The sequence below is a fragment of the Metabacillus sp. 113a genome, from assembly GCF_050107635.1.
In the GTDB taxonomy this organism is placed as follows: domain Bacteria; phylum Bacillota; class Bacilli; order Bacillales; family Bacillaceae; genus Metabacillus_B.
The window spans coordinates 45,084-58,074 of sequence record NZ_JBNILJ010000003.1; the positions used below are offsets into that span (position 1 = coordinate 45,084).

The 12,991-nt window shown below is 46.4% G+C and carries 11 protein-coding genes; 3 read left to right on the forward strand and 8 right to left on the reverse strand.

Going from position 1 to position 12,991, the window contains the following annotated elements; genetic code table 11:
• Window positions 1–76: 76 nt before the first annotated feature.
• The 7 genes from ACQCVE_RS06540 to ACQCVE_RS06570 all read right to left on the reverse strand — a co-directional run bounded on the left by ACQCVE_RS06540 (window position 77) and on the right by ACQCVE_RS06570 (window position 8,121).
• Window positions 77–511, reverse strand: coding sequence for a prepilin-type N-terminal cleavage/methylation domain-containing protein (locus tag ACQCVE_RS06540; protein ID WP_426862170.1), 435 nt, complete (start codon window positions 509–511; stop codon window positions 77–79).
• 105 nt (window positions 512–616) lie between these two features.
• Window positions 617–1,822 (reverse strand): type II secretion system F family protein, encoded by a 1,206-nt coding sequence (locus ACQCVE_RS06545; RefSeq protein WP_426862172.1) that lies wholly within the window; start codon window positions 1,820–1,822, stop codon window positions 617–619.
• Window positions 1,822–2,862 (reverse strand): type IV pilus twitching motility protein PilT, encoded by a 1,041-nt coding sequence (locus tag ACQCVE_RS06550; RefSeq protein ID WP_426843744.1) that lies wholly within the window; start codon window positions 2,860–2,862, stop codon window positions 1,822–1,824. Before ACQCVE_RS06550 ends, ACQCVE_RS06545 begins: the two co-directional genes overlap by 1 nt.
• A gap of 15 nt (window positions 2,863–2,877) precedes the next feature.
• The gene (locus ACQCVE_RS06555) at window positions 2,878–4,539 is read right to left on the reverse strand and encodes a GspE/PulE family protein (protein WP_426843743.1); all 1,662 of its coding nucleotides are present in this window, start codon (window positions 4,537–4,539) and stop codon (window positions 2,878–2,880) included.
• A 21-nt stretch (window positions 4,540–4,560) separates the two neighbouring features.
• On the reverse strand, window positions 4,561–5,916 hold the full coding sequence (locus tag ACQCVE_RS06560) for a VanW family protein (protein WP_426862173.1): 1,356 nt from the start codon (window positions 5,914–5,916) through the stop codon (window positions 4,561–4,563).
• 14 nt (window positions 5,917–5,930) lie between these two features.
• Window positions 5,931–6,743 carry a PRC-barrel domain-containing protein gene (locus ACQCVE_RS06565; RefSeq protein WP_426862366.1) on the reverse strand — a complete coding sequence of 271 codons (813 nt, stop codon included), beginning with the start codon at window positions 6,741–6,743 and terminating at the stop codon, window positions 5,931–5,933.
• Between the two features lie 34 nt (window positions 6,744–6,777).
• On the reverse strand, window positions 6,778–8,121 hold the full coding sequence (locus tag ACQCVE_RS06570; RefSeq protein WP_426862175.1) for a hypothetical protein: 1,344 nt from the start codon (window positions 8,119–8,121) through the stop codon (window positions 6,778–6,780).
• A 139-nt stretch (window positions 8,122–8,260) separates the two neighbouring features.
• Between ACQCVE_RS06570 and ACQCVE_RS06575 the strand changes: the two genes are divergently transcribed.
• Genes ACQCVE_RS06575 through ACQCVE_RS06585 form a run of 3 tightly spaced genes read left to right on the forward strand, consistent with a single transcriptional unit; the run spans window position 8,261 to window position 11,109 of the window.
• The gene (locus ACQCVE_RS06575) at window positions 8,261–8,785 is read left to right on the forward strand and encodes a type IV pilus modification PilV family protein (RefSeq protein WP_426843740.1); all 525 of its coding nucleotides are present in this window, start codon (window positions 8,261–8,263) and stop codon (window positions 8,783–8,785) included.
• Complete coding sequence (locus ACQCVE_RS06580; RefSeq protein WP_426843739.1) at window positions 8,769–9,419, forward strand: type II secretion system protein; 651 nt, start codon at window positions 8,769–8,771, stop codon at window positions 9,417–9,419. Before ACQCVE_RS06575 ends, ACQCVE_RS06580 begins: the two co-directional genes overlap by 17 nt.
• Window positions 9,420–9,435: 16 nt before the next feature.
• Window positions 9,436–11,109, forward strand: a complete 1,674-nt coding sequence (locus ACQCVE_RS06585; RefSeq protein WP_426843738.1) for a hypothetical protein — start codon at window positions 9,436–9,438, stop codon at window positions 11,107–11,109.
• A gap of 36 nt (window positions 11,110–11,145) precedes the next feature.
• On the opposite strand, the gene ACQCVE_RS06590 is transcribed toward ACQCVE_RS06585, so the two are convergent.
• Window positions 11,146–12,807: a VWA domain-containing protein gene (locus ACQCVE_RS06590; RefSeq protein WP_426862177.1), complete on the reverse strand. Its 1,662-nt coding sequence runs from the start codon at window positions 12,805–12,807 to the stop codon at window positions 11,146–11,148.
• Window positions 12,808–12,991: the final 184 nt, after the last annotated feature.

Consider the following 12,991-nt stretch of genomic DNA (forward strand, 5'->3'; position numbering starts at 1 on the left):
TTCCTGCTGGAGTATAGAAGATTGAGTTAGTTATAGAAAAAGGGAGAAGTCCTCCCGGGGGAGGACTTTTATCCACTTATACGTTACTGACGTTTTCTCTATCAATTTCTTTTACTTCTTCACTACCATCAATATATGTTTCATCACCTTCAACTAAGGTTACATAAAACTTAACTTTACCCTCTTCATTACTCGCCCTTACTTGTGAACCTTCACCATACTCAGTACCACTAGGGTTTTTAATTTCTTCCAAATGGCCATCAGTAATTAATGTGTCTAATGTAATAGTTACATCTCCTGCTTTTACATCAGAGTTGTTAGTGGCAATATAAATCCTAGCCGCATTTGCAATTTGCTCTGCATTCGCAATGTGTGCATCTTTTTTAGAATTACTTATCATCCCGCCAATAGCCGGAATCGCAATCGCCGCAATAATCCCCAAAATAACAACAACAGCCAATAGCTCGATCAATGTCAGTCCGCGTTCATTTTTAAACAATTTCTTAAACATGGTCTTGGTTTCCCCCTAAATAGTAGTTAGTAAATTTAACCTAATTTACTAGAATGATTATACAATATGATTGGTTATTTAGATACAGTTATTTGACAATTTTTATTACTGGACGTGGTTAAATATGTCGAACATCGGGACTATTATCGCTATGACAATGGTACCGACAATTCCGGCGAGAAGGACGATCATGAGCGGTTCGATAATCGATTTGAGACGGTCGGTGCTGTTTTCAACTTCCTCTTCATAAAAGTCGGCGACTTTGCCGAGCATGGCGTCGAGGGAGCCTGTTTCTTCTCCGATGGCAATCATCTGGGTGACGAGCGGCGGGAAGGCCCAGTGCTTGCGCATCGGCTCTGTCAGAGAGTATCCGTTTTCGAGGGAATTCCTCGATTCTGCGATGACTTTGGCGATGACGTCATTTTCGACGACTTTTTCAACGATTCCCATTGCCTGAAGAATGGGAACAGAGCTTGAAAACAGCGAGCTGAGCGTTCTTGTCATCCTGGCCAGCACTGCTTTTTGGATCATTTTTCCGAAAATCGGCATCTTTAGGGCGGAATAATCCAGGTAATAGCGGGTTGCAGGTGTGTTTCTCATGACAATGAATGCACCTGCTATCAGGACTGCAGCAATCAGGACAACCCACCAGTAGCCCTGCATAAAATTGCTCGCGTTCAGTACGAGCTTCGTAATGGCAGGAAGCTCTGCACCGAATCCTTCAAACATCGAGACGAATGTCGGCACAACAGACAGGAGAAGGAAAATGACAACCCCCACTGCTACGACGGCGACCGCCATCGGATAAGCGAGAGCGGATTGGATTTTCTGCTTTGTGCGGTTTTGCTTTTCATAGTGCTCGGCAAGCCGTTCGAGCGTTTCATCCATATTTCCGCTCGCTTCCCCGGCCCGGATCATATTGATAAACATACCGGTGAATATTTTCTTGTGCTTTGCAGAAGCAGCGGATAGCGGATTTCCGGACCGCAAATCCTCTTCCATTTGCTCGAGCGCTCTTCTTAATGCTTTGCTTTCGGTTTGCTTTGCCAAAATGTTGGTGGAATCTACAACGGAAATGCCGGCTTTGAGAAGGGTTGCAAATTGACGCAGGTAGATGACAAAATCCTGAAGCTTGACCGGATTTCCAATGCTGATGTCTTTAGTAAGAAGCGTCTCCGGCACCTCGGTGAGCTTCGTTACCCGGATCCCGGATTCACCGAGCTTCAGCACCGCTTCCCGTTTGGATGGCGCTGTCAGTTTCCCATTGACTTTCCCTGATTTCCCGCGGCCTTCATACGTATAGCGGCCCATTATTCTGCTGCTCCATTCATATATGGCAAGGCTGTTTCCCTGTCTATGATTCCGCTTTTGACAAATTCATCAAGCTTGCTTTGAAAGGAGTGCATTCCTTGAGCGCGGCTTGTCTGAATCACACTTGGAATCTGATGTGTTTTTTCATTGCGGATCAGGTTGGAAACAGCCGAATTGTTTAAGAGGATTTCCGTCACAGCCCGTCTTCCTTTACGGTCGGAGGTTGGAAAAAGCCGTTGGGAAATGACGCCAATCAATACAGAAGCGATTTGCATCCTGATTTGCGGCTGCTGATTAGCCGGAAATACATCAATCATCCGGTCGATCGTAGTGGCGGCGGAGGATGTATGCAGGGTTGCAAGAACAAGATGCCCCGTTTCGGCCGCTGTAATGGCCGTATGAATCGTTTCTAAATCGCGCAGCTCCCCGACTAGGATCACGTCCGGATCCTGCCGAAGCGCTGCCTTCAGCCCTGCTGCAAAGGTCATTGTGTCGAATCCGACCTCACGCTGCTCGACCACGCATTTTTGATGCTTATGCAAATATTCAATCGGATCCTCGAGCGTAATGATATGCTTGCGGATCGATTTATTCATGTAATCTATCATCGCGGCAAGCGTTGTCGATTTGCCGCTCCCGGTCGGCCCGGTGACGAGAATCAGGCCATGGGGCTTCTCGACGATATCCTTCAGGACGGGCGGAAGCTCCATTGAGTCAATGGAAGGAATGGTTCTTGGAACGATCCTGATAGAGAGGGAGATGCAGGAACGCTGCCGGAACGCATTAATTCTGAAGCGCGAAACACCAGGGATGCCGTAGGAAAAGTCCAGCTCGCCTTTTTCCTCGAACATCACCCATTTGGTTTTGCTTATAATGGTTTTGGCCATCCCCTCCGTGTCTGACGGCATAAGCGGTTTATCCCCGAGCTTTAGTAAATCCCCGTTGATGCGGAGTACGGGGGGTACCCCGACGGACAGGTGAATATCTGAGGCCTGCCGTTCAAAGGCCGTGGAAAGAATCGCATCGATCTCGTTTTTCATATCAGCTTTCCCCTGTTAATCCGGAATGGCGACCCGGAGGATTTCTTCTGTTGTTGTCAGCCCCTGCTTTACCTTTAAAAGGCCGTCATCAATCAGAAAGATTGTTTTATTTTTAACTGCTAAATCGCGGATAACCGATATAGGCTCGTTGTTTAAAATCATCCGCTTCATTTCATCGTTAATCATGAGAAGCTCATGGATGGCGATCCGGCCTTTGTAGCCGGTCATGCTGCACATGCCGCAGCCGGCACCCCTGATGGTTTTTTCAATCCGGAGCCCGCGTCTCGCAAAGATCTCGGCCTCCCGTTTCGTGACCGGCTGCTCCTTTGCGCAGTCTCTGCATACTTTCCGGACAAGACGCTGTGCCACCACTCCGCTAAGAGACGAAGCAACCAAAAACGGTTCAACTCCCATGTCAATCAGCCTTGTGATCGTTCCGAGAGAATCATTTGTATGGAGCGTGCTCAGCACAAGATGTCCGGTCAGAGAGGCTCTAACCGCGATTTCAGCTGTTTCGCGGTCCCGGATTTCTCCTACCATGACAATATTCGGGTCCTGCCTGAGGATGGAGCGCAGCCCCTTAGCAAATGTCATGCCTACGTTGGCATTCACCTGAATCTGGTTGATTCCTTCAAGCTGATATTCCACCGGATCTTCAATGGTGATGATGTTAACCTCTTCACTGTTCAGCCTGTTCAGCGCCGCATACAGGGTAGAGGATTTTCCGGAACCGGTCGGTCCTGTAATCAGGACGATACCGGTCGGCTGTTCGATCAGGCTGTGAAACCGCTGCAGGTTTAAACTGTTAAAGCCAAGCTTATTCAAATCATTCAGCGTACTTCCCAAATCCAGAATCCGCATAACAATTTTTTCCCCGTACACGGTAGGCAGCGAGGAAACACGAAGGTCTATCGGATGCAGGTCAATCGCCGTTTTAATCCGTCCGTCCTGCGGGATGCGGTGCTCTGTGATGTCGAGGTTCGCCATGATTTTGATTCGCGCTGTCAGGACGCTTTGCATATTTTTCGGCAAGGTGCGTTCAGTTTTCAGCACTCCATCGACACGGTAGCGGATGACAATTTTCGTTTCATGCGGATCCATATGGATATCGCTCGCCTTTTGCTGAACGGCGCTCTGAAGAATTTGGTTCACCAGGCGGACGACCGGAGAATCTTCCCCTGTAATGGCCTCTTCCTCCACTTTTTCTTCCGCTGTAATCTGGCTCATAATATCGGTCATGCTGTCGTCGGTATCATAATATTTCGCAATGGCTTTCATGATATCGTCTCTGGAAGCGATGGCCGTCTGGATCTGGAAGCCGGTTGCGAGCCGCAGATCATCGACGGTGTAAAAGTCCATCGGATCTGCCATGGCTACAAACAGCTTGTCTCCTTCTTTTTTCAGCGGAATGACCAGACTTCTTTTTGCCATCTCTTTTGGAACAATGCTCATCAGCTTCTGGTCAAACGGATACCTGAAAAGGCTGATATGAGGAATGCCGAGCTGAAATTCAAGCACTTCAATCAGCTGCTGCTCTGTTACATAGCCTCTTTCAACGAGCGCATCCCCGAGCTTTTGGCCTTTTTGCTTTTCCGAAAGAGATTGATTCAGCTGGTCTTCTGTAATTAGTCCGGCTTCTACAAGAAGATCGCCTAACCGCTTACGGATTGTTGTCATCTTCGTCCGCCCCCGCTGCTGTTATTTTTCAATGGGCTCTTCTGCCTCTTGCTCTGACGCTTCATCTGCCTCGGCAGAATCCTCCGCCGGCACGGTTTCGGTTTCCTCTAAGGGCTTTTCCTCACCCTCAGCGGTCTCTCCGCTTTCGGCCGGGAGCTCTTCCTCTCCTTCAGATGGAACAGCTGGATCTTCAGGGATGGAAGGCAATTCTTGTTCTTCTTCCGGCAAATCCGTTAAGACTTCATCTTGCGGTTCAACCGGTTCTTCATAGCGTTTCTCAATAATTTCATGAATCGGCGGGTAGAAATCCTCTGAAATCTCTTCGCTCTCTTTTTCATTCCCCTGAAGGTCTGTCACGCTCCTCGTTACTTTTACAAAAAGACCGTCCGTCCCTTCACGGATTCTTCTTTCCTCACCGACAGAAAGAGCAGCGTTGTAGCGAATAATTTGTTTAAATGAAAAGTATTCAGGCTGGTCAATGACTGCTTTATACATATTCAAAAGAGGCTTCCCTGTAACCCTGACAATCAGGCTTTCTCCGCTTAGTTCAAAAGAAAGCGTATAGGCGGTATGATTTGGATTGAAAATCTTTAAGTCCATTTCCTGCGGTACAGCCTTCGCTTCAAAGCCCGGCTCCGTATATTCGGGAACGGTCATCCCTGTATGGCGCTCTACAATGGATAAATTCGTGCTGAGCACGGCTTTGTAAATAGCGGAAGCAATCATGCTGAGCGAATCCTGGCTGGTCGCTTCCGGAAATTGCTCCAGCAGGGACCACTGGGAGAGCGGCTCCATTTTAATAGATGGGTGCAATTCAACGAATTTGCTGATTTCAGGATCCCCAGCGGGAATCACAAGACTCTGTTCGGAAATGAGCTGGTCTTCACCCGCTACGTAGCTTTCCAGATCGTACTCCTGACCGGCTGCAAGGACTGCGGCTGATTCAGAGATCTGTTTTTTTACATGATCCATATCAATCCGTTCTGATTCATCTAAAGCTAAATCCAGCATAACCCGGTCTGCAAGCATACTGTCTATTGATACGAGCAGCGGAGAAGATTGCCCGTCTTCTGCTTCCCTGATGCTTTCCGTTACTTTAAACCGGATGGCTTCAGCCGGGAGGACCGCTTCCTGGTCCCGGAACATGAACTCAACCGGGCTGGAAGCCTGCCATTCTTTAATTGAATCCTCTACTTTTTGTTCTGCTTCCCTTGCAGGAAGACCTGAGATATCAATCGATGCTATTTTCGTGTTGGGCTCAAACCGGTCCCCGTTGCTGAAGTAATCCCACACAGCTTGTCCTGTGTAGGAAAACCCAGTCAGATAAGCGGTACAAACAAGGAGGGCGAGGAATACTTTTAAACCAGAGTTTCTCACCTGTGCATGACTCCTTACATTTCTACATTCATAGATAATTCAACAATAATGCCCGGTCCTTCTTCCTGTGCGTGGCGGATAGCTTCAGCCGAAAGCAGGCTGTCCTTTTTCACAAGAATATGGCCTGATTTTGTATAAATGTCTTTTAAAATCCGCTTGCCTTCCAGAAGCTGCAGCTGTTTTTCTTTTATTTCGTCCATCGGCTGGCGGCTGTATCCGTTTGAAAACGACAGCATGGAAGCTGATGGTGGCTCAGCCGGAGTGAGGGCAGGAGATTCTTCAACTACTCCTTCCAGCGCTTCCGGTGTCTCCTCTGCCAGCTCTTCAGGCTCTTCCTCAAGCTGTTCCGGGGCTGTGTAATAATGGACATCCTCTTTCACTACCAGAATATCTTTTCCAAATGTTAAAACATCCGCAGATTCAATAACGACCTGCCTATCTTTTTGGCCTACCTGGATCCCAAGGATCGCGCCGCTGTCATCATCTACGAAAAATTCATTTGCTTCTCCAAGCAGCTGCCCTTTTCGGGTCATCACGCGGGTATCGTTTATTTTAATGCGCTTGTTAACGAGCTGATTCGCAATCGGAATTTCGTTTAAATCAATAATGGAATTCTCCGACTCGATCGTAACGGCATATTCCCCGATTCCTACAATTTTTTTAAACGGAATGGCTTTCACACTCACTTGCCATTCGGCATGCTCAACCGTTAAAAAATCGACAGTTCCCTTTTCAGGGTTAATAACAAGGGATTTCACTTCTCCGGCTTCTTTTCCTTCTGATATGCATACGATCGGCAATCCAACGATTTCGATACTTTTCTTCATCATTCACCACATCCAATAGATTAATAGATTCTTTTTACTGCTGATTAGTCCAGGATAATTGCTCTGTTAAAGATGGATAAGCCTCCAGATGCTCCAGAGCCTCGTCATATACAGATTGAAATGCGCCTTTTTGACCGGCTTCCTGTAAATGGATCAAATACAGCTGAACGAAAACAAAATATTCCCTCACGCCCTTTGATTGAATGAGAACCTCGTCCATCATGGCGCTGAATTCTCCCGCCTCAGACGTATCCTTCAGCATAAGCAGCTGGTCATACAGGGCATGCAGCAGGTCATCCTGCATTCCTTTTTCAGGGATGGGTTCGGGTTCGGGTTCGAGTTCTGGGTCTGATTCCGGTTCCGGTTTTGACTCCGGTTCAAAATCAGCTTCTTCAGAATCGATCTCATAGCCGGAGCCGGACTCTGCGGGATCTGTACTGTCCAGTTCATGGTTGATAGGATTCATTGCCTGCAAATCCAGATCATAGTGCATTTCTTCTTCGTCTGGTTCTTCAAACAGTTTATGAAAAGCTTCTTTTTCTTCAGCGGATAAACTCAAACCGATCTCATCTGCTTCTCCGCTGTTATTTTGTTCCGGGTCTTCTGCTTCAGCCTTGCTCTGTTCAAACCATTCCGTTTCCCAGTCGTCAGACACCTCAGAAGCACTTATCTCCGGCTGGGCATCCAATTCAGTCTGCTTCGCATTTTTTTCGCCCGCACCGTCAGCCGCTAATTCATTTAAAAACTGCCGGTCTTCAGGAACAGAAGCCAGTTCAATACTTCCTGAAGAATCTGAAAGTTCCTGGTTTTCAAACCATTCTTCCAGGAGCTCAGGCTCTGACGGGACTTCAGCAGAAGGCTGTGGCTGCTCCACCTTTAATTCCTCTATCTCAAGATCAGCTGCAAACCATTCCGTTTCCCACTCGTCCTTTTTTTCTTCCTGTTCGTGATCTTCTGCTATCTCTGCAGACTCAAAGTCCTCATTCCGAACGTAGGCCTCTTCCTCATCTGCCGTCTCCGTCATGTCTTTGCTTGCCGCTGAGGAATACAGAGGCGCTTCATCATCCTGCCGGTCAAAATATACCGCCTCCTCCTCATCATCCTCCTCATGGAGCCCTTCAGCTGCAAGGAAGCTTGATCCCTTCTGCTGAACAAAATAAGCTGCCATTCCAAGAAGCAAAACTGTGATCAGGATGGCCTGCCACATTGGCAGCACTTGCGATGCAGCCAGATAAAGGACGGCTAATAAAAATGAAATACCTGTGATCAGCCACTTCCCCTCAGATCGCAATGGAAACGGTACAAGGAGGAATACAGGAATCCAGATCAGCAGCGCAATCAGTAAATATAAAATAAAATCCCAACTAAATAATTCCAATTCATCACCTCAGCCGAAAGTTTTACGCACAAAGAACTATCATACTCTTAAAACCAGTAAAAAAATCCCTAAAATAGACATTATTCGACTATCACTTATTGTATAATAAAGCTATTGAATTGGAAAGAAGGGATTTCCATTGTTTGAAAGATTTATATCTCCCGATAAGAACGGATTTACGCTGATTGAGGTCCTGCTTTCCATATCCATATTCAGTATCCTGACGCTCGGAATGCTGCAGTTTTTCACCCAGGCAATGGACTTTTCCGGTAAAAACGAAGACAAAACGATAGGCATTTATGTCGCGCGCAATATGCTGAATTATATGGAACAGCAAAGCTTCAGTGCCGTAAGCGGACATTATTTAACCGGCAGCGGACCCGTAAATATTACCGGAGAAGCCTGTCAGAGCGACAAGCTGTCTTCAGGCAGAACCGTGCTTAACCAGACGGAACAGATTGTGATCAGCGGAAACAGAACATCTAAATGTGAGCTGAACTTTTCTCCTGAAATCAATAACCGCCAGTATGAAGTTTCCGTTACAATCCAAAAACATTCATCCATAGATCTTCAGGATTCGCTTATTCCTATTACCGTTTCGGTGGAATGGGACGAGGACGATACAGAGCTCGGGGGGTATATCGCCATTGAAAAAAACCGCTAGCGCCCTGAGGAATGAGAAGGGCATCACACTCATTGAACTGCTGGCCGTTTTAGCCGTTTCCGGCATCTTTTTAACGGTCTTTTACAATGTGTTTATGATGGGTATAAAAACCTATGAAAAGACGTCGATCGAGGTTCAGCTGAGAGAAGAAGCAGATTATGTGCTATCCGCCCTACTGGATACACTGGATGAATCGAAAATTGATGCCGCCAGAAGCTGTACATCCATAAACGGTCAGCCCTGTCTCCAATTTATCCAGAACAAGGAGATTCAAAAGCAAAACAGAGCCGACGGCAGTGAAGGGGAAATTTTTGTTGAGGGAGAAGCATTGAGCGAAACGGTCATTACGTTTACCTTTGGAGAACAGGTAACAAAAGAAACGGCCATTGTCACGAAGAATGAAAAGAACGAAGAGGTCAGCAGAGAAGAGGATACCGCCACCCTGACAAGCCAGCCCTATGAGCTCGTCAACCCAACAGCTGACATCATCTGTCTTGAACGCTCCATCGACGAACCGGACAGCTGCACATCCGGTTTAATTGAAATGACGCTCAGTATCCAGGATGCCAACTACACAAAGGAAAGCCCCATTGCCGTTGAACCGATGACCTTAACCAGCCAATTTGGATTTTAATTTGGAGGAGCAGAAAATGCTGAACAATCAAAAAGGGCAAACCCTGTTAACCGTTATGCTCATTTCCCTTGTATTTACCGTCCTCGGTTTGACGATTGCAGCCGGCACGATCGGCGGTACGAAACGGACTGAAATCCGGGTGGATGATATACAGCTTACGGCTCAAGCAACGCGTAAACTAAACGAAGTGATAGCGGATTTTCGGGACAGCGTATCAGACATCAAGCTGACCGGCTCCAATCAAATTACTCAGGTGCACGCAGAGCTTAGAACGATAAACAATTCCTTGCTGGATAAAGAGGGAAAGCTGACCATCACAGATGAGTCTGAAGCGAGCGGCATTAAGGATCCTTCCTCTGTGCTGACGAAAGCCTACAATTTTTCTTATACAGACACAGATGGAAATTTAACAAAGACCGTTTCCAAAAAAGTGTTCCTCAGTCCTACCCCGACCTTTCTGAATTTTGCTGCCGGGACCGGTGATGGTCTTGATGAGTATGGTAATGATGAAGTTGATAAGGGCATTATGGAATTAAACGGGGCTTCAGAGTTTAAGGGAAACATTTATACAAAGGAGCTTAAAACGAAGGATACAGCGCGGTACGTTGATGAGGAAGCCGCTTTAAACAATACAACCGCAGAGACACAAACGAGGTATCCTAAGCTCGACGGGACAGCCACAATCCGGAAATCCATCAATGGAAAAGATATTTTGTCCGACTACTCTGTTCTTAAAGGCTACTTCGAGGAAGGCAGCAAAGTCACGTTCCGGAAGGACACGGAGGACTACATTCCCGTTGATTTTGAGCAGACACTGGCAAAGGTGCTGAATACCGTCAGCGGGACAGCTGACTACGTAAAGGAAGATATTACCGTTAAAAAAATTAATCAGGCACTCTCGAGTCTTAATTTCTGCAGCACTCCCATAACCGGGTGCACACTCCAAGTTGATGATGGGTTTTCGCAGCTGCTGGAAGATCTGAATGGTGCAGGAGAGCCGATTCCTGAAAACGTCATTTATTCCCCGTCAGCGAAATTGGAAGACCCTTTTACGATTGATTCAGATTTCTTGCTCGCCGATGAAAAATGGCTGATTGTAAATGGAAACTTAACCATAACGGCTGACACGGATAAACCGATTAAAGTAGCCGGCAATATCTTTGTAACCGGGGACCTAATTATAGAAGGAAATCAGACAAACTCCGCGGGCGGGACCGAAGCAGCGGAAGATGATGAGGTGCAGGTGGACTCCACCATATATGTGCTGGGCGAAACCTCTATTTCTAACACAAATATTAAAGGGTTAGATGATAAACAGCTTGTGGTCATGTCAAAGGAGAATCTATTCATGTCACGGATTAACGAGTTTAAGGATTATCAGCAATCGGAAGCGATCGACGCTTTTCTTTTCACAGAGCAGTCTGCAGAGCTTTATGGGGTAGGGTCCATCTTTAAAATTAATGGCGGTGTGTTCGCTGAGAAGAAACTGACGATTAACGCCATCAGACAGGACCGGATCAGCCGCTCTAAGAGGCTGGCGGATCAGATTAGTACCCCCTCCTACCAGAAAGGACAAAAATCACGCTTCTATGTTGAACACGATCCGAGCGTTCTGATTGATCAAATGGATGCCCTCCCCCGCGTGGAAACCTATCAAGTTATACTGGACGATACGATAATCAGCCGGTAACGCAGAAAACGCCTCCCAAACTGGGAGGCGTTTTTCTTACCATTTTAATGAGTCAGGGTCTTTTACATAAATCTTTCCTTTTGGCCTGAATACATTGTCACCGCTCAAAATCTCAGCTGTGATGTCATCAAATCCCGGACTTAGGCCGGTAGCCGTGAATATCCCGTTTTCTACGGAGATGGAAAATGCCTGATTGGAAGCGTTGGCCTTCTTTATCTTATCAAGTTTTTGGAAGGCGTTGGCCGGCTCAATCCTCAAAAGCGGATTTAAGGTGACCGTCTCACCGACTTCAATCGTAATCGGATCAAAGGCTGCAGAGGAAACCGGAATAGGCTTAACATTCAATACAGCTTTATTCGTCTTCTTGTATTCTCCCCCGTTGAAGCCCATCTCTAAATCGATGGAATAACTGCCCGGCTGGCTGAAGGTAATTGGAAGCGTGTAGTTGACCTGTTCAGGAATAGGCGTTCTATCGTATTCAATTCTTGTATCAAGATCAATTTGATATTTGCCCCCTGATAGCCTCCTCGCCTTTGAATCCGGATCCAGCGAAGCTCCTTCAGGAAGATTAAATTTAATATAGCCGCCTGTCAGAACCGGGACAGCGGATGAAATATTGCGGGAAATCGTCTGGAAAACCTCAACAATGCTGCTTCCTACCGCATTGATCGCCTGCCCTTTTCCTTTAAGAGAAAGATCATTTAGGAAATCCATGTCAATCTGTGAAGCATTCCGGGCTTCTCCAAATCCAATCGACTGCAGAGAAATGCCCTGGTCTGCTATTAACTGTGCCTGTTCGTGAATATGGCCTTCGATATCTGACTGAACCGCTGATGCGGATTTCAATTCAATATAATACTTGCCGCCGTGTTCTGCTATAACATAATTCTGGCTTGGATTGGAATCAAAATACTGTTTTTTAGTGCCTGTGATATACACATTGCGGTTGCCGGAATCACCGATTACATACGTACCGTCTTTGAAGGTGGTGACCATTCCCGAAAAATATTTAATCCAGAAAGATCTGTTCCCAAACCGGCTCGAGTAGTCGTCGACCTCGATCAGCTCTTTAAAGTTTCGGTTCGCTGCAGTTATTTTCTCTGAGTTGGTCGGCTTGCCGTCCGTCATAAAAATAATATACTGCTTTCGGTCAGCCGAATCCTTCCCCTGCTCCAAAATCTGCCTGGCTTTTTCAAGAGAATTGGTGTAATTCGTTCCCCCTTCAGCACGCATAGCAGAGATCTTCGAAGAAATTCCAGATGTATTCGAGGTAAGGGAAAATTGAGAATTGGCGTCACTGACTCCGGAATCAAAGGCTACCAGTGCAAAACGGTCTGAAACCATCCGGTTTTTGTTATTCTCATTAAAAGTGGAAAGCGCAGCATCCATCGCCTCTTTCGCGTGCTGCAGTTTCGTTTTTCCATTTACGGTGTCGTTCATCGAACCGGATTTATCAAATACAAATACCACATCAATCGGGGGCCGTTCCGTCTTGGGAGCTTCCCCTTTAGCCAGTATTTTCATTTCAAGAGATGAAGAAACGCTTTCCCCATACCCTATATTCATCGTCTCAGGAGAAGCAGATACCGATGTTTCAATATACATCCCGGTTGGAACGGAAGCAGAAGCACTAGGTAAATAGAACGTTGAAATCATCAAAGTCATTAGTAAAATAGCGGCAAAAATCCGTTTAAACATCGAACTGCTCCTCCTATAGTCTCGTATATTCTGTAAAACTTTGTCTTGTCAATCACATTATACCAAATTCATAGAAAAAGATAATCTTTTTTTCCTATTTACAGCCTATTATTTTTTCGGCATTGCCTTTTATTCAATGTGAGCGCTTGATCCAGTAAAAACCAAACCCCAAATTTCCATATAA

What these genes read in the sequence shown, in the direction of transcription:
- ACQCVE_RS06545 (WP_426862172.1), bottom strand. Translation starts at nt 1,822, where the DNA reads ATGGGCCGCTATACGTATGAAGGCCGCGGGAAATCAGGGAAAGTCAAT.
- ACQCVE_RS06550 (WP_426843744.1), bottom strand. Translation starts at nt 2,862, where the DNA reads ATGAAAAACGAGATCGATGCGATTCTTTCCACGGCCTTTGAACGGCAG.
- ACQCVE_RS06590 (WP_426862177.1), bottom strand. Translation starts at nt 12,807, where the DNA reads ATGTTTAAACGGATTTTTGCCGCTATTTTACTAATGACTTTGATGATT.
- ACQCVE_RS06540 (WP_426862170.1), bottom strand. Translation starts at nt 511, where the DNA reads ATGTTTAAGAAATTGTTTAAAAATGAACGCGGACTGACATTGATCGAG.
- ACQCVE_RS06565 (WP_426862366.1), bottom strand. Translation starts at nt 6,743, where the DNA reads ATGAAGAAAAGTATCGAAATCGTTGGATTGCCGATCGTATGCATATCA.
- ACQCVE_RS06585 (WP_426843738.1), top strand. Translation starts at nt 9,436, where the DNA reads ATGCTGAACAATCAAAAAGGGCAAACCCTGTTAACCGTTATGCTCATT.
- ACQCVE_RS06555 (WP_426843743.1), bottom strand. Translation starts at nt 4,539, where the DNA reads ATGACAACAATCCGTAAGCGGTTAGGCGATCTTCTTGTAGAAGCCGGA.